This is a genomic window from Paenibacillus sp. FSL H7-0350 (assembly GCF_038593195.1).
GTDB lineage: Bacteria > Bacillota > Bacilli > Paenibacillales > Paenibacillaceae > Paenibacillus_AQ.
On record NZ_CP151972.1, the window covers coordinates 2,122,570 to 2,139,456 of the forward strand.

Annotated in this window: 16 protein-coding genes; 9 read left to right on the top strand and 7 right to left on the bottom strand. The window is 53.4% G+C overall.

The window, feature by feature from the left end:
- From NYE24_RS09930 to NYE24_RS09940, 3 genes are all read left to right on the top strand, one after another.
- A complete protein-coding gene (locus tag NYE24_RS09930; RefSeq protein WP_342478564.1) occupies nt 1-957 on the top strand; it encodes an ABC transporter permease subunit in 957 nt (318 codons plus the stop codon).
- Between the two features lie 12 nt (nt 958-969).
- Nucleotides 970-1,869 (top strand): carbohydrate ABC transporter permease, encoded by a 900-nt coding sequence (locus NYE24_RS09935; protein WP_051478569.1) that lies wholly within the window; start codon nt 970-972, stop codon nt 1,867-1,869.
- Between the two features lie 78 nt (nt 1,870-1,947).
- The gene (locus NYE24_RS09940; protein WP_342478565.1) at nt 1,948-3,702 is read left to right on the top strand and encodes an ABC transporter substrate-binding protein; all 1,755 of its coding nucleotides are present in this window, start codon (nt 1,948-1,950) and stop codon (nt 3,700-3,702) included.
- 271 nt (nt 3,703-3,973) lie between these two features.
- Here the strand turns inward: NYE24_RS09940 and NYE24_RS09945 are convergent, their stop codons facing one another.
- Nucleotides 3,974-5,191, bottom strand: a complete 1,218-nt coding sequence (locus NYE24_RS09945; RefSeq protein WP_342478566.1) for a helix-turn-helix transcriptional regulator — start codon at nt 5,189-5,191, stop codon at nt 3,974-3,976.
- A gap of 173 nt (nt 5,192-5,364) precedes the next feature.
- On the opposite strand from NYE24_RS09945, the gene NYE24_RS09950 reads away from it, so the two are divergent.
- Nucleotides 5,365-6,711, top strand: a complete 1,347-nt coding sequence (locus NYE24_RS09950) for an MFS transporter (RefSeq protein WP_342478567.1) — start codon at nt 5,365-5,367, stop codon at nt 6,709-6,711.
- A gap of 83 nt (nt 6,712-6,794) precedes the next feature.
- Entirely contained in the window at nt 6,795-7,583 is a 789-nt protein-coding gene (locus NYE24_RS09955) for a nucleotidyltransferase domain-containing protein (RefSeq protein WP_342478568.1), read from the top strand.
- Between the two features lie 107 nt (nt 7,584-7,690).
- Here the strand turns inward: NYE24_RS09955 and NYE24_RS09960 are convergent, their stop codons facing one another.
- Nucleotides 7,691-7,900, bottom strand: coding sequence for a hypothetical protein (locus NYE24_RS09960; protein ID WP_342478569.1), 210 nt, complete (start codon nt 7,898-7,900; stop codon nt 7,691-7,693).
- Nucleotides 7,901-8,145: 245 nt separating this feature from the next.
- Here NYE24_RS09960 and NYE24_RS09965 point away from each other — a divergent pair, with 245 nt between their 5' ends.
- Together NYE24_RS09965 and NYE24_RS09970 are read left to right on the top strand one after the other, a co-directional pair.
- A complete protein-coding gene (locus tag NYE24_RS09965) occupies nt 8,146-9,117 on the top strand; it encodes an NADP-dependent oxidoreductase (protein WP_036698650.1) in 972 nt (323 codons plus the stop codon).
- 13 nt (nt 9,118-9,130) lie between these two features.
- Nucleotides 9,131-9,838, top strand: a complete 708-nt coding sequence (locus tag NYE24_RS09970) for a DsbA family oxidoreductase (protein WP_036698849.1) — start codon at nt 9,131-9,133, stop codon at nt 9,836-9,838.
- 80 nt (nt 9,839-9,918) lie between these two features.
- On the opposite strand, the gene NYE24_RS09975 is transcribed toward NYE24_RS09970, so the two are convergent.
- The 5 genes from NYE24_RS09975 to NYE24_RS09995 are packed head-to-tail and all read right to left on the bottom strand — an operon-like array spanning nt 9,919 to nt 14,833.
- Complete coding sequence (locus NYE24_RS09975) at nt 9,919-10,926, bottom strand: Gfo/Idh/MocA family oxidoreductase (protein WP_342478570.1); 1,008 nt, start codon at nt 10,924-10,926, stop codon at nt 9,919-9,921.
- Nucleotides 10,923-12,116: a radical SAM protein gene (locus tag NYE24_RS09980; protein WP_342478571.1), complete on the bottom strand. Its 1,194-nt coding sequence runs from the start codon at nt 12,114-12,116 to the stop codon at nt 10,923-10,925. The genes NYE24_RS09975 and NYE24_RS09980 overlap by 4 nt, the downstream gene beginning before the upstream one ends.
- Nucleotides 12,116-13,237: a hypothetical protein gene (locus tag NYE24_RS09985; protein WP_036698654.1), complete on the bottom strand. Its 1,122-nt coding sequence runs from the start codon at nt 13,235-13,237 to the stop codon at nt 12,116-12,118. Before NYE24_RS09985 ends, NYE24_RS09980 begins: the two co-directional genes overlap by 1 nt.
- Nucleotides 13,238-13,253: 16 nt before the next feature.
- Entirely contained in the window at nt 13,254-14,594 is a 1,341-nt protein-coding gene (locus NYE24_RS09990; RefSeq protein ID WP_036698657.1) for a hypothetical protein, read from the bottom strand.
- Complete coding sequence (locus tag NYE24_RS09995; protein ID WP_036698660.1) at nt 14,591-14,833, bottom strand: acyl carrier protein; 243 nt, start codon at nt 14,831-14,833, stop codon at nt 14,591-14,593. The genes NYE24_RS09990 and NYE24_RS09995 overlap by 4 nt, the downstream gene beginning before the upstream one ends.
- Before the next feature lie 155 nt (nt 14,834-14,988).
- Here NYE24_RS09995 and NYE24_RS10000 point away from each other — a divergent pair, with 155 nt between their 5' ends.
- Together NYE24_RS10000 and NYE24_RS10005 are read left to right on the top strand one after the other, a co-directional pair.
- Nucleotides 14,989-15,909, top strand: a complete 921-nt coding sequence (locus tag NYE24_RS10000; protein ID WP_036698664.1) for an AraC family transcriptional regulator — start codon at nt 14,989-14,991, stop codon at nt 15,907-15,909.
- The gene (locus NYE24_RS10005; protein ID WP_036698667.1) at nt 15,887-16,873 is read left to right on the top strand and encodes a hypothetical protein; all 987 of its coding nucleotides are present in this window, start codon (nt 15,887-15,889) and stop codon (nt 16,871-16,873) included. Before NYE24_RS10000 ends, NYE24_RS10005 begins: the two co-directional genes overlap by 23 nt.
- Nucleotides 16,874-16,887 lie beyond the last annotated feature (14 nt).

The window sequence follows — 16,887 nt, forward strand, 5'->3', positions numbered from 1 at the left end:
ATGAAAGCGATTACCACCGCGATGAAGCCGGAGCCGAAGAAATCCTCCTTCAGCTTCTGGGGGAAATTCCGGCAGCAGAAATACCTCTATATGATGGCTGTTCCTTTTGTCCTCTGGGCCTTTGTCTTCAGCTATCTTCCGTTATGGGGGTGGATGATGGCCTTCCAGAAGTATAAGCCGGGCAAATCCTTTTTCGAGCAAAAATGGGTCGGCCTCCAGTACTTCCGGGAGCTGTTCCAGGATGAGCAATTCTTCAACGCCCTGCGCAATACGCTGGCCATGAGTATCATGGGACTGCTGGCAGGCTTTATCATTCCGATTATCTTCGCTATTCTGCTGAATGAGGTACGGCTGCAGGTGCTGAAGCGCTTCGTTCAGACGGTGTCGTATCTGCCGCACTTTGTGTCCTGGGTGGTTGCTGCCGGGATCATTACCAAGATGCTCTCCACAGACAACGGCGCAGTCAATGACCTGCTAATGGGCCTTCATATCATCAGTGAACCGATTCAGTTCATGGCCAAAGGCAATCTGTTCTGGGGCATTGTCACCGCATCGGATGTGTGGAAGGAGACGGGCTGGAATACCATTATCTATCTCGCCGCCATCTCGGGCATCGGGCCGGAGCTGTACGAGGCAGCCAGGGTGGACGGGGCCAGCCGGCTCCAGCAGGTGCGTCATATTACGTTTCCGGGCATACGGGGTACCATCGTGATCCTGCTGATTATGTCCATCGGCCATCTGATCAGCATCGGGTTCGAGAAGCAGTTCCTGCTCGGCAACAATCTGGTGCGTGACTACTCGCAAACCCTTGACCTGTATGCGCTGAATTACGGGCTGGGAATGGGCCGGTTCTCCTTCGGGACGGCGATTAATATTTTCAACTCCGTGGTGAGTGTGATTCTGCTCTTTACCGCCAACGGCATCTTCAAAAAAATAACCAAGGAAAGCATCATATAGGAGGCCCTGCTCATGATTAAAAAACTGGCTGCGGCCTCCTGGTCGGACCGCATCTTCGATTTGGTTGTCTATCTGGCGATTACGGTCGTAACTGTTGCTACGCTGTACCCTTTTCTGAACGTGCTGGCGATCTCCTTCAATGACTCGACGGACAGCATCAAGGGCGGGATTACGATCTACCCCCGGGTGTTCACCTTCAAGAATTATGAGACGATCTTCGCCTTCTCCGGCCTGATTACCGGGTTCAAAATTTCGGTGCTGCGGACGATTATCGGGACTCTGCTCGGACTGGTCAGTGCGTCCATGCTGGCCTTCACCTTAAGCCGGGTAGACTTCCAGGCCCGTAAGTTCGTCTCCACCTTCCTGGCACTGACGATGTATGTATCGGGAGGTCTGATCCCCTTTTACATTCTGATCAAGGATCTGCATATGATGGGCACCTTCGGCGTGTATGTCCTGCCCGGTCTGGTGAGCGCCTTCAATGTGTTCGTGATCCGCTCCTTCATCGACGGTCTGCCGTACGCCCTGCAGGAATCCGCCAAGCTGGACGGAGCCAATGACTTCACCATCTACTGGCGTGTTATTCTGCCGCTGACCAAGCCAGCCTTGGCAACCATCGCCCTGTTCCTGGCCGTCGGCCAGTGGAATGCGTGGATTGACACCTATCTGTATAACGGCTCGAAGGACTCGCTGACCACGCTGCAATTCGAGCTGATGAAGGTCATTCAGAGCACCACGACCAACGCGGATAATTTCCGCGGGCGCAATATGACTGAGGTCATGGCCCAGATCTCCCCGGAATCAGTCAAAATGGCAATCACCATTGTCGTCACCGTTCCCATTCTGATTGTCTATCCGTTCCTGCAGCGCTATTTCGTCAAAGGCATGACGCTGGGTTCGGTTAAAAGCTAATCTGCTAAAGCGGTATCTTCAGGCTGACGCCTGTGAATACAATATGATTTTCACCAGACAAAGGGAGGGTTTCTATTCATGACAAGAAAGACGGCGAAACCGGTTGTGGCGCTGATGGTGCTGACCTTGCTGCTCAGTGTGCTGGCAGGCTGCGGCGGAGGCAATAATAACGGCAACAAGAATACGGCTGAGAATAACGGGGCCAAGGCTACGAACAGCGCCAATGCCACGGCAACGGCTGAGGCTACGGCTGCGGCTGAGGACTTAAGTCCCCTGACACTATCCTTCTTCGCGGAAGACCCCAATCCGAACTGGAACAATATGAAGGATGAGGTCAGCACTGTCATTACGCAAAAAACCGGCGTCACCCTCGATGCCGAATTCGCTGTCGGTGATCCGCAGCAGAAGATTGCCCTGATTGCAGCAGGCGGTGAATATCCCGACATTATCTCGGCTAAAGGTGATATCGGCAAGCTGGTGGATGCCGGCGCGGTCCTGGATCTGACCGATCTGATCGATAAGCATGCCCCTAACATCAAGCGCGTGCTCGGTGATAATCTCGCCCGGGCCAAGTATACGAACGAAGACCAATCGATCTACGCAATCCCGACCTGGGCAGCGGTGGATGAGAAGAAATTCGTAGCGGGCGGCGGCTTCGAGCTGCAGCACCGCGTACTGAAGGAAGCCGGATACCCTGAGATTAAGACGGTCAAGGATTATGAAAATGTCATTAAGGCGTATCTGGATAAGCACCCTACCGATGAGAACGGCAACAAGAACATCGGTGTCTCCCTGAACGCAGACGACTGGCATATGTACATTTCCGTTACTAACCCTGCGGTAGCCACTACCGGCGGCTCCGATGATGGTGAATATTACGTCGATCAGGAGACTCACGAAGCGATCTACCACTTCCGCCGTCCGGAAGAAAAGGAATATTTCCGCTGGCTGAACCACATGAATGATATCGGCCTGCTTGACAAAGAAAGCTTCGTGCAAAAATACGACCAGTATAAAGCCAAAGTAGCCACTGGACGCGTGCTCGGCCTGATTGACCAGGACTGGGACTACAATGACGCGCAGCAAGCCCTCAAAACGGCCGGCAAATTCGATCAGACTTACGGACACTATCCGGTCACACTGACGGATGAATTCAAGGAAACCAGCTTCTGGCCTACCGGCTTCATGGGCGGCTACGGTATCTCCATCTCCACAACCAACCCCGATCCGGTCCGGACGATCAAGTTCCTGGATTTCCTGGCCTCCGATGAAGGTCAGATCCTGAACAACTGGGGAATTGAAGGCAAGCACTATAAAGTGGAGAACGGCAAACGCGTAGTTCCGCAGGAAGTCCAGGACCGCATCAACAACGATAATACCGCCTTCACGAAGGAAACAGGCATTGGCTTCTACTGGAACATGATGGTTCACTATGGTGACGGTGCCAAGGATTCCACGGGCAACTACTACACTAAGAACTTCCCTGAGCAGCTGGTGCTGGGCTATAGCGATGTTGAGAAAGAGACGCTGGCAGCCTACAAAGCTACGACTTGGAAGGATCTGTTCCCGAAAGAGGAAGAATTCAAGGAAAAAGCATACGGCGCTGCCTGGAACATTGCTATCCCTGGCGAGGATGAAGTCGCCATCTTGGGCAATAAAATGAAGGATATTACGTGGAAGCGCATCCCGCAGGCGATTCTGGCCAAACCGGCTGAATTCGATAAAATCTGGGATGATTACATGGCCGATCTGGAAAAAGCCGGCGTTAAGAAAATGGAAGCTGGCTATACGAAGTATGTGCAGGACCGTGTGGAGCTGTGGAGCAGCAAATAAGCTATTCAGATAGCTTGAGCTTAAATGCACAGATAAAGGAGCAGTCGCCACTGCGGAGATTTTGGACTTCCGGCCGCTGTTGTTTCCAAATTTCTTGATTTATGCCGCTCTAAGCGGTAGAAATCCGGAAACAAAGGCGGGCGCTAGCGCTCCTACAGTTTCAAAATCTCCTCCGTCGCTCCCTCCTTTATCTGAGGATTTATAGTTCCACCTATATTTCATTGCAGAAGGACACCCGTGCGGGAAAATCGCACGGGTGTTTTTTGCTGCGCTATAAGGATAGTTTGTTATGCAGCTCGCGGTAAGTTTTGTTGATCATTTCGGTGTATATGGAAGGCGGGTATTCCTTCACCTGATCATAGGCGAACTGGGACAGCCGCAGTGCTTCCTCCTTCATACCCCGGCGCATACAGATCTGTGCCCGGTAAGCAAAAGCTGTCAACAGGTTGCCGCGGTCAAGCGGGTGGTAGACCTGATCACCCGGCTCGGCCTTGGACAGGCAGATCAGCGCTTCATCGTCCTGCCCAAGATGATACCAGGCGATGCCGGACATGAGCTGAACGCTTGGCGCGTACTGTTCATCCTCCTGCGGATACTGCTCTGCCAGCGCAAGAACCTTACTGTACTCTCCCTTAGCTACCGCGAGTCTGATCTCTCCGATCAACACCAGCTTCAGTGAATCCTGAGATTCGGTGAATTCTGCGAATGCTCTGGCCTTCTTCAAGGCCTCCTCTGCCGCCAAGGTCTCTCCTTCGGTCAGCGCCAGAATCCCGAGCACCCGGTAGAGATGATCCGTCATATAGTAGATCCCCTCTTCCCGCGACACCTGAAGCGCCGCCAATGTAACTTCACGGCTTCCCGCATAATCCCCCAGGGCAGACAAGCTAACGCTCTCGGCATAATGAAGATCGATTTCAAAGATAAAATCATTCCCCACCTTGTTAGCCTCGTACTCCTTGCGGACCCGGCGGATCAGCTCCAGCCCTTCAGCGTACCTGCTCTGTGCGAAATTTAGGGCATAGGAAATATACTGCACCTTCGCCCGCTCCACGAATAAGCCGAAGCGTTCATAGATTAGCGCTGCCCGCTCCAGCTCCGCTTCTCCGCCTCCGTCTCCTGTATAGAAAAGGGAGCTTACATAGAACTCCAGCAGACGCGCAGCGTCAATCGTCATCGGAAGCATACGCTCCGTGAGCGGCTGGAGCCGCTGGATGACCTCCCTGTAATTCTTCGCCTTGAACTTGGCCTCCATCTCCCGGACAAGCGGAGCCAGCTCAGCCTCCTCCTCGCCTTCGAGGAAGTAGCCCGGGTCAACTCCCAGCCGGCCGGCCAGAACTTGCAGGCTGTTCATCGAGGGCAAGGCGCGTCCATTCTCGATTTGGCTCAGCATGCTCTTGGTCATATGGTCTCCGGCAAGGTCCGTCTGCGTAAGTCCCTTAGACTTGCGCAATTGCTTGACTTTCTCTCCGATAGTTTGTTTGGTGGTCATCTGCTTGCCAACTTTCCAGGATGCTTTTCTTTTCAGTATAGCTTACCTATACTCTAAGAGAAAGCTGGAAATACGGTAAAGTTAAATTTAATTAAACTTTTTATTGCATTCCTGAACTTTTACTCATACAATAAGTTTAATAAAATTTAACTTTTGACTAAGGGAGTGCTATTATGTCTCAAATAACATCCGCAACCCATGATAAGGCAGCGACTAACCGTAACATATTCCTCTTCTTCGGCAGCAAGCTGATCTCTGTTCTCGGCTCCAGTATGTATACCTTCGTAGCCGGTCTGTACATTCTGAACGAGACTGGCTCAGGGAGCAGCTTCGCCGTTACACTGCTCTGCGGGCTGCTGCCCGGAATCCTGCTGTCCCCCTTCGCCGGTGTGCTCGCCGACAGAGTTAACCGCCGCAGACTGCTGATCGGCTCGGACCTGGCCAGTGCCCTGATTATGTCCCTAGCCTTTCTGTTCGTCTCGCTGGAGGGATTGTTCCTATGGACTATCTATCTGTCGCTCATTCTATTATCTATCTGCTCTACCTTCTATAGTATTTCAGTCTCTTCCTCGATGATGATGCTTGTAGACAGCGGCTCCGTCCAGCGGGCCGGATCTCTGAATCAGATTGCCGGATCGGCTGGCCACCTGCTGGCTCCGATTCTCGCCGGTCTTCTGTATGCCTTCCTTCCCCTTCAGGATTTCATGCTGCTGAACGCAGCAGGCTTCACCTTTTCGACCGTGATGGGCTGCATGCTGAGATACAAGCCGACTCCACGGCTTCAAGCTGCCGGTGAACCTGCCGAAGCCTCAGGCCCCCAGCCGCTCCGCGAACGTCTGGGCACTGCTGTTAACGGGGTCCGCACGAATCTGAAGGAAGGCTTCGCTTATGTGATCCGCCGTCCGGTCCTCCGCTCCCTGATGGGGATTGTGTTCTGGATTAATTTCTTCGTCGTCGCCCTGAATGTTGTGCTGCCCTACGTTGCAGTACAGACACTCGGACTCTCCTCGAAGCAATATGGAGTTCTCGAAGCGATGCTGGCGGCAGGCGTACTTCTGATGTCGCTGCTGCTTGCTGTACTTCCCCAGAGCAAGAGTCCAGTGAAGCCGATCCTCGGAGGCTTAAGCGCACTGGGAGTGTTATTCCTCGCGCTGGCAGTGCCGCTGCTGCTTGATTTCACCCCGAATGCCACCTTCCTTCTCTTCCTGCCGCTGCTGATCCTTATCGGCGTCATGATTATGGTCATTAACATTCCGGTTCAGGTCTATCTGCAGCAGACTACCGAGGAAAAGTACCGTGGACGCGTATTCGGTCTGGTAGAGGGCACCGCCGGTTCCATCGCTCCGCTCGGAATGCTGCTCTATGGAGTCCTCCTCGACCGGCTTCCCGGCTCACTCATTCTGCTCGTCTCCGGTGCAGCTATTCTGGCGGTCACCCTCGCCGGACGGAGAAGCCTCATCCGCAGCGGTGCCGCAGAGCAGCAGGCGACTCAGGGGAAGACAGAGCAGGCGGGAGCCTGAATGTCTGAATTGACCATAGCTGGCAAGCTTTCCTATTGATACGCTTAACGCAGCAGAATTCATTCAAGGAGGCTGAACGCAATATGTACGCGCACCACAGACAGACACTGGAGAAGCTGGCGGAGAAGCTGGAGCAAGACCCTTCTTGTCTGGCGGCAATCACCAGCGGATCAGTAGCCAAGGGAACCGCCAGCGAGACCTCGGATGTGGATGTCCATCTGGTCTTCACCGATGAAGCCTATGCGGAATATGAGCGGAACGACAGGCTCTCCTATGTGGACCGCGAAGTCAGCACCTATGAAGGCGGATACGCCGATATCAAGGTAATTAACCGGCGGTTTCTGGAGCTTGCAGCCCGGCAGGCCAATGAGCCGACAAGGTATGCTTTTACTGGTGCAGAGGTGCTCTTCTCCAGAATCCCGGAGCTGGATGAGCTGGTGGCCCGGATTCCCGTCTATCCTGAGGAGAACCGCGAGCGCAATTTGCAGGACTTTTGCGCCCAGATCTATCTATTCGGGCTGTATTTCGCCAAAGAGGCAACCCGGAAGGACGACGCCTACCTGCTCGCCCATACTGCCAGCAATCTGGTCTTCTTCAGCGGAAGAATGATCCTGGCTTATAACCGCATGCTTTTTCCAAGCCACAAGGGGCTGCTGGATGCCGTCGGTGCTGCGGAAGCCCAGCCGAAGAATTTCCGTACGCTGGCAACAGATCTGCTGCAGTCGCCCAGCGCAGATAAGAGTGTACGCTTCGCCGCGAAGATGCTGACATTCTATAATCACGGCCTTTCCTTCGAGCAGGCGCTGGGAATATATGTGCTGAACAACGAACGCTCCTGGACAGAGCAGCCGCCTTCGTTGCAGAACCGATAACACACAAGCAGCGGCTCTCCGGTACCGGAAGTCGCTGCTTGTGTGTTTAGACTATTGGCGGGTTTGCTTCACAGATAGACCCGGCGCTGCTGCGCCTCGGCCCAGATTCAGGAGCTCTTCATTTGTAAGCCGTGATTAATGAAATGGATAACCGCAATAGTGAGCTGCTCAATATTATCATCCTCGTTTGTCTCATACCAGTAGTAAGCAGCATTGTAAATGGCCGCACTTATCATGGCCGCGTTGATAGCTGCATGGACCGAATCCCCGCTTCTTCTCAAAAGAGATTCAATGCTCCGATGTAAAGTCCGCTTCATTGTACTATCAACTTGTGCGGCAACCATTTGTTCAGGGATCATGTTGTCAAAGGCCAGAGCTGTAATTTCTTCCAGAAAAGCAAATTTATCTTAAAGCATCAAATTTCATAATCTGTTGCTTAACATACGTTTCGTGAATATCTGCTGGTTGTATTCATGGGAATATCGTACTAATATCATATCAAACAAGTGTTGCCTAAACAACTTGTGACTACTTATTTACAAAGGAAGGAATGGATATAACAATGAAAGCAATAGCTTTAACCGGCTTCGGAATTCCTGAATCGTTGGAGGAGCAGGAAGTGTCTGTTCCTGTAATTAAAGACACCCAGGTACTCGTGGAGATGCACGCCTCATCCATAAATCCTGGAGATGCTCATTTACGCTCAGGTGCAATTGAGCAGGGTCCGATGGGGGCAATGTTTCAAGTCCAGTTTCCGTATATTCTTGGTTTCGATGTGGCGGGTATTGTAAAGGAAGTTGGCACATTGGTGCAGCATCTCAAACCAGGTGACCGTGTGATGGGGATGGTCCCCACTGGTTCTTACACGGATTATGTAGCTGTAGAAGAGGATCATCTTGCTGTTATCCCGGAGAGTCTTTCCTTCGAAGAGGCTGGAGCCATACCTACGGTTACATTGACGGCCTGGCAAGCCCTGGTTGAGCATGGCAGACTTCAGCAGGGTCAGCGTATTCTTATTCATGGAGGCGCAGGGGGCGTAGGGCATGCCGCAATTCAATTAGCGAAGCAACACGGAGCGTATGTAATTACGACGGCGAGGGATTCCAATCGTCCATTCGTCATGGAATTAGGTGCGGATGAAGTTATTGATTATACAACAGATGAATTCGTAAACAAAATTTCCGAGCCTGTAGATATCGTTTTGGATACCATCGCGGACCCATCCACATTTGAAACAGGATTGCCAGGAGATACTGGAAATGAAAGCTATGCTGTTCTGAAGAATGGAGGAAAATATATTTCAATCGTTGCCTTTGGGATTGGACAAACTCCAAAGGTCCGGGACATAGACTCGGTTTTTTTTCAAACAAGACCTAACCGTGCCGATCTGGAGACTATAATCCGTAATATACAGGATGAGAAATTGCGCATTCATGTAGATGAAATATACCCATTTACCGCCCAAGGCCTATACCAGGCATACCGTAAAAGTGAGATGCAGCCTAAACGCGGGAAAATCGTGATTAAGAAATGAGGGTGAGATGAAGATGAGAGTAGAAATATGGTTCGATTATACTTGTCCGTTTTGCTATATTGGGAAAAAAAAGTTTGAAGCCGCCTTGGAACAGTTTGATTATAAAAATGAGGTAGAAATCGTGCTCCACAGCTTTGAAATGGTGCCTGGTTATTATCCGCAAGCAGGAGAATCGATTTACGAAACGGCTTCCAAACATGCAGGGATGAGTGTCTCCCAGGCAAAGCATGCCTATATGCAGGTTACTGATATGGCAAGAATGACAGGCCTCAATTATCGATTTGATCAGACCATCCCGGCAAACACCTTTAACGCACACCGCCTAACGCATTATGCGGCCGCCCATGGGAAAGCTTATGCACTCTCGGAACGTATCTTCAGAGCCTATTTTACAGAAGGACTCAACATAAACGACCCTAGTACCCTTGCCTTACTGGCAGCAGAAGCGGGTCTGGATGGGACGAAATCACTGGCGGTCCTGGAGTGTAACCAATACACAACAGAAGTGCATAAGGATGAAAAAGATAGCCGCCTTGCCTCCGTACGGGGAATGCCGTATTTTCTGTTTAATGAAACATATTCCATATCGGGTGCCCGGGATCAATCAGTATTCAAAGAGGTGCTGGATCAGGCATGGTCCAAGGTGGAGACTGTATCCGATGATAATACCGAATCTGCCACCAGCCCCGGATGTCTGGATGGCTCCTGTCCTATCAGGTAATCATGCCACTAGCAGCGACTCTCCGGTTAGGGGGGCGCTGCTGTGGCGTTTGTTTCGGTCATCGTCGGTCTGCTTCACAGCTAAACCCGGCACCGCTGAGCCCCGGCCATGATCCGGGCTTGCAGCTGCACCCGTTCCCAGGTAGCGCCCAGACCCTCGGCTTGTTGCCCGCTCATGATCGCCGCAAAAGCCTCCAGCTGGCCTACATAATAGTTCAGCGGTTCGAATTCACATAGGGTGGTGCGGTTGTCCGGCAGATCATGCCGGATTTTGAGCTTGTAGAACCCTTTGATCGGCCGGAAGAAATCCGGAACCGTCAGCACCGTTTGGTCGAAATACAGGGTGTGCGAGGCCCGGTATGGCAGCTCGAAGGAAGTGAGGCACTCGGCCCTCAGCCCGTTCTTGTATTGCAGCGCTGCCTGAAAGGTCCAGTCGCAGCCATCCGGCCCGTCAAAGGCAGACTGCGCCAGGATCTCCTCCGGCTGAAGACCGGCAAGGGTCTGCACGAACTGCAGCCAATAGCAGCCCAGATCGGCAAAAACACCTCCGCCCTTCCCCTTGACACTCCGGTAATTCCCGGCATGCCCGTTCTTGGCAGGAATGGAGATCCGGGTGCTGATCCTGCGCAGCGCGCCGAACTCGCCCGAATCGACGATGCCCTTCAGCGTCTGCTGCCATGGGTGACAGGCAATCATCATCCCCTCGGCGAGCTTCGGAGCAGCAGGGTTGTTCTTCGCCAGCCTTAACTGCTCCGCTTCTTCAGGATGGAGACAGATCGGCTTTTCCACCAAGACATGTTTGCCCGCATTCAAGGCCCGGATCGCCCACTGAGCATGTAACTCATTGCTGAGCGCAATATACACTCCATCCAGCCCATCAAGCTCCAGCAGCTCCTCCAGACTACCAGCCACATAGGGAATCTGGTACGCCTCGGCCATGGCCTCTGCTTTCGCCAAGGTACGGTTGGCAATCGCCGTAATCTTCACCTTGTCCACTATCCGTGACGGTTCCAGCATTGCTGGAACCGCAATATTCGAGGCGCCCAGAATGCCTAGCTTATAGGTTACCTGCTCTACCATACTGCTCATACCTGAGCCAGCGCAGCATAGGTGTTCAAGTACAGCACATTACATTTGGAGCAGGCGGGGGATAAGCCTTCATCCAGAATCCGCCGCAGCCGGTCGTAACGCGCAGAATTCCATATGTCTGTCAGCGTCTGCTCTTCCACATTGCCAATGGCCAGCTCGCCAAAAAATTTACACGCACTCACCATCCCGTTCGGGGCAATATCCACCCGGGTGCTGAGCGCCAGACATTTGGAGGTACTGCGGGACAGCATCGGCTTCCCGGCCACGAAATCCTCAATCTCATCAAAGTCCAGCCCCGGCTGATAGCGGATTCGGGTATTGCGCCAAGTGTTGCTGTTGATCCGCTTCAGGTCTTCGGTCAATCTGGTGATATTCTCCGGCTTAATATGGTATTTGAACGCATGCCAGCTGCTCCGGTGATCCGGCGGAAGCTCGGCCAGCCACTGGAAGTGTTCATCGTAGAAGCGGTCCATCGCAAGACTGGTGTTTTCCGAGATATACCAGGGGAAGCAGAGCAGAACCAGATCTACACCCTTGCGCTCAAAAAACTCCACCAGCTCATACAATCGGCCGATCATATTATCATTAATGACATTGTGCACAGAGATCCGGCCCCGGAAGCGGCCCTGCTCGCGCAGCTCCAGCAGCCGTTCGACACATTGGACCACCTTCTGAAAGGACCCTTTGCCGCGCAGGAAATCATGCTCCTCCTGGAAGCCCTCGATTGGAATCAGCAGCTCCAGGTTGTCGGAGATCGCGCACAGCTCCTCTTCAAACTTCGGGATCATATAGGCATTGGTGCAGATGGTCGTGTCCCGGGGATGCTCCTTCAGCAGCTCCAGAATCTCCTTGGCCTGCCGGTGAAACAGCGGCTCCCCTCCCCATAAATACAGGCGGGACTGCGCTTCGTCCGTCTCCTCCAGCAGCCTCTGGATCATTCCCAGATCCATATCCAGATTCTGCTCGGCGGTATCCATATCATGATGGTAGCCATCTTCATTCCATTGATAGCAATGCTTGCACCGCAGATTACAGCGGTTGGTCAGCTTGAGGGACATAATCTCCGGCATTACGGTCCGGAATCCCGGATCAAGCTTGCGCTCTCTATGCGGTACCACGACATTTCGAATCGTACGCTTCAAAGCCTCGAAGGACTTAGCGTCCAGGCTCACTCTACTGGTAGGTTGCATTAGCTTCTCCCTCCTGCTGTGGATAATTGTCCGGCATAGCTTGCCGCATAGTCCGGGTATTGAGCTCTAGCGGCTCTGAGATTATTCGCCAGCTTGCGCAGTTTATCATCATCATATCCTGACGCGGCCCACTCCCCGTAAGTGATGCCGTAACCAAGCCCGACCCACAGATTACTGTTGATCTTCTCATGCGGGCCGAAGGGGTCGAGCAGCACAAGCGGTGTACCCGAAGCCAGGGAATCTATCAAAGCGCCGCCGCCCGGCTTGCTGATGACAGCGGACGCCTGCCGGATGACTCCGTACATCCCCTCCCCGTAGCTCTTGCAGGGCGGGAAACGCTCCGTCCGGTTACCGGTTACCTCTGCAAATGGCGGGAAGGTATACTGCCCGCTGCCGTCCTTCGTCCAGGTCCTCCACTGCGGATCATTCATATAATAACGTCTGCCGCGGACCGGCCCGCCGATCTCCTGAGTGCTGTAAGCGGCAATATCCAGCTCGAACCCCGCCGACTCCAGCGCGTCAAATTTCTCGCGGAAGGTTCCGATCCCCCAGCCGCCCCCATGAACGACCAGCCGCCCGTTTCTCGCCGCAGCAGGCAGTGCTTCCCCAGATCCGGCATCGATGCTGAACAGAATCTCCTGCTTCCCGGGATCATACAGGCTTACTTCACGGTAGCCTTCCGCGTAAGCCGGATTCAGCTTGCGCAGATTCTTCCACGATGGCGACAGGTCAGCGTCAATATACAGCAGGTCAGCATACACGCTTACCCCCGCCAGCTCACGGTACTGGTCCATGACATGCACCCAGTGCCCGGACAAGACGATGAAGTGCTGCCGTTCCTCCTGCTTCCATTGCTGCAGCAAATGCTCAACGGCTGCGGGATCAAGGCTGCTTCTGATATCGGACGGTATTTTTTGTGAAGTCAGGGCAACGGCGAAGCTATGCTGGTATGCCCTGCGGCTGTTGTCTGTCTGTTCTTTTTTGTGCTCAGGCATTAAGGTCTCGAACACCTCAATCTCCGCCTGAAGGCCCAGCGCGGTTAACTTGCGTTCCAGCAGCAGACCAGGGACATAGAAGCCCAGGCCAAAGCCTGAGCATAGAATCGTCACGGTGTTATTCATTGGAGGGTTCCTTTCTTTATCGCAGGATAGTATAGCCCGTGCGCACGAGAGACTCGTCCAGCGTACGGATAAGCATGTGCTTGCTGTCTTCACTCCGGTAAGTCAGGGCCGCATACAGCTTGCCCTTCACGGAACCGGCAGTACGGGCGGGGTCCAGCGGCTGGAGCGCGCTAGAGGTCAAGGGCATCACACCTTCCCCCGTCTCCAGCGAGAATAAAATCCCGGTTGCCTCCATCCTCTCCAGCAGCTCCTCATAATGAACCTTGCCCATAGCTGCCAGCGGCACCTGTATCAGGCAGGTGTGCATACCCTCCTGCTTGAACCGGCGGTCCACATAATGCTTAATCAGACTCATCGACTTGCGGGCATTGATCTCTACCAGAGGCGCCAGACTTCCGTCACGCAGCAGCATCGAATCGACACACACCTCACCGTAATATCCGTCAGAGTACAGCTCCCGTCCTATGCTGCGCATGGTCTCCCAATAGCCTTCCTTGTCCAGCTTGTCCAGCAGAGACGGCTGCGGGGAGTGAGATTCTCCAAAAGCGAAGCCCTGGTTCACCAGCTGCTGAACAGACAACAGGTTGATCCGGCCTTCCGGTTCAATCTGAAACTGGCAGGAGAAGTCTGTCTCCCGGTCCAGCAGAGGCTCAAGGACAAACCGGATTCTTTTCCCCTGATTGCGGCTCGACTCCAGATGCCCGGCCATCCGGCGCAGCATACGCTCTGAATCCACCAGCTGATTCCCTTTACCGGATACCCCATACTCGTCCTTGATCAGAAAAGCTCCCTTCTCCAGCAGCGCTTGTCCCGATTGCAGCAGCTCCTCCATACTGTTGACCACTAACGCAATATTCGGCAGCCCCAGCCGGTCCCGCATCGCCGTTGAATAGCTCTTGGTATTCACTGCCCGTACAATATCTTCATTAGGCAACGTAGGCAAAAGCTTGTACCGGCTAACCGCCTCCTGTGTCCCGGGAAGCACGGCGAAGGGCTCCAGCAGCGCTCCTTCCGGTATTAAGCGGTCCGGTTCCTGCCCGGCGTCCATCCGGCCCAGCAGTTCAAATACATTCAGCGCCGCCTGTGCGGGAACAGATTCCTTTGCCTCCAGACTGAGCGTATCCATATTGGTGCTGAATGCATAACCGAGCGATTGCAGATAGTCATATTGTGCCCGGTTCATCCCCTGGCGGGTTAAGAGAACATCGCCGCTCCCGCAAAAGACAAACAGCATTTCATCCATCGCCTGCACGATAGCCAGCGCCTTCGCATCGGGAATGGCCGGCAAGGAGGCCAGATCCTCCTCCCGCCAGTACCGCTCCGACTCCAGGCTGCCGCAGTGCACAGCATTCCTCATTGTACGGCAAGCCCGGCGACATAAGCGGAGAACCGGTCCACTGATTTCAGGTGCTCCAGATCAAAGGTGTCGAAATCTACCTCTATATTGAATTCATCCTCGACTCTCAGAATAAAATTAATGATCTGCAGGGAGTCAAGTGCGGCGTCCAGGGTCAGGTCAGAAGCTCCGCTGAGCGTCTGAAGCAGGCCTGGTTCCTCCTTGATTTCGGCGATAATCTCAATGACTTTATGCTGCATGTGTCTACCCCTTTCAGGTTGCATAATTGGAATGAATAGCATGAATATACCAAATTTTAAGTTGTTAATATATGGTTGAATACGCCAAAATATTGAGATATACTAGGATGGATTCCAGTTGCCAACATAAGGAAACAGGAAACGGAGGTTTGTTTATGGAAGCTTTTCCGGTATTCAGGGGGGATTATGTATTCGACTCCTGTTCACCCGTTCAAATGCTCCTGACTCAAAAAACGGTCACTTCCGTACGTCATCAGCACGACTTCGTAGAGCTGGCCTACGTGGTTCAAGGGACAGGCATTCATCTGGCTGGTGAGGATAAAATGCAGGTGACGCAGGGGGATGTGCTGGTGATTCCGCCGGGGGTGTCCCATGTCTTTCATCCGCAGGATCTGAGCGGTACCGAGCCGCTGCTGATCCTGAATTGTATGCTCAGGCCCGGACTTGACAAGGTGCTTAGAGAGCTGCCCGGGACCTTGTCCGAAGAGGTCCTCTTGCCGCTGCTGAAGCTTCTGGAGGTTCAGCATTGGTTCGGATACATGGAGAAGAACAAGGAAATCCTCTTCCTGCTAGGCCGGCTGCACGGGATGCTGAACTCTGGCCTGCTCATAGATGAGCAGCGGCTATACCCGCCGCTGCTGGAGCTGGCGAAGCTGATTATGACCGCAGCAGACCTTCCCTTCGAAGAACGCCCGGTCCTTCAGTATGACCCGCTGCATGATGTCCTCCTATATATGATCAGTAACTATAGTGAGCGGATCACGCTGAATGAAATGAGCCGCCAGCTTGCGATGAGCTCCCGCCAGTTCCAGCGTCTGCTCAAGAATAAGACCGGCAGATCTTACATCCAGATCTACCAGGAAATCCGGATGAAATACAGCTGCATCCTGCTCCTGTTCACGAAGCTTGGCGTGCAGTCCGTGGCCCTTGAGGTAGGCATTTACGACATGAAATATTTCTACCGGCTCTTCCGCGAATTCAGCGGCATGACTCCCGCTTCTTATCGCGACCGGCTGCACAGCCACTTCTGCTCGGCGAAGGAGATGATGAGCAGTGTTGAACATTGCTCCTGTTAAGAGTACCCCATACCCTAAGCTGCGCAGCTGTATTGATGACTGCATCCAGTCTGTAGCGCAGTGGCAGGGCCTGGACAGCAAAGGCATGTACGGCGATGCCTGGCAGATGTCCCTGGATGAGCCGCAAGCCCCGGACCAGCCGCTGATTGAGCGGATACGTCTGCCCCGGATCAATACCAGCTACCTGTCTGCGTACCATGGCCTTACCTTCAGTTATATCGAACGGACTGAACCGGCGATGGATCGAAGCTACATGCTTGACTTACTGGAGAATCAGCTGTCCTCAGGCATGCCGGTGCTGGTCGGCTTCGATTCCTATGACTGTCCCTGGTGTGTAGCCTACCGCAGTCTGCATACGAGCCATGCTTGTCTTGCCGTAGGTCTGGACCGGGAGAAGAACCTGATCTATCTGACCGATGCTTACTATGGAAGGGAACTTGAGGTAGTGGATTTCAGCATCCTTGAAGGAGCCTGTCATTTCTATGCTTTATTCGGGCGGTGCGAAACCTCCCGCTCCTGCTCAGATTGGCAGACGATCCTTCAAGAGGTGCTTGCCAGCCCAGCCCCTCAGATTCGTCCAGATCAGGTGGGTGTCCAGCTCAGGGCGTATGCCCAGGCCTATCTGGAGACCGGGATACAGCCTGATAACACTGCTGCAGCCAGTTCGGCCTTCAAAATCTATGCCAACGCCCTGCCGATCAGCCGAATCCGGTTCAGCCAGTTCCTGCAGCTGCTTGAGCGCGAAGGTCCGGCGCCTGCTCTCTCCCGGGCAGCTGAAGGCTACCGTAAGGCAGGCGAGAAGTGGGATCTGGTGAATCAGTTCATGATTAAGGGGATGTGCTCGGGTAACAAGCCCGCCGCGCGGGTGAAGCTTCACAGGAATATGTGTGAGATCATCCGCCTGGAGGAGCAGCTTTTGGAGGAGCTGGCAGATTTGACGAGGATGACGCAACCTAGCAGATAGATTCTCTACAATAC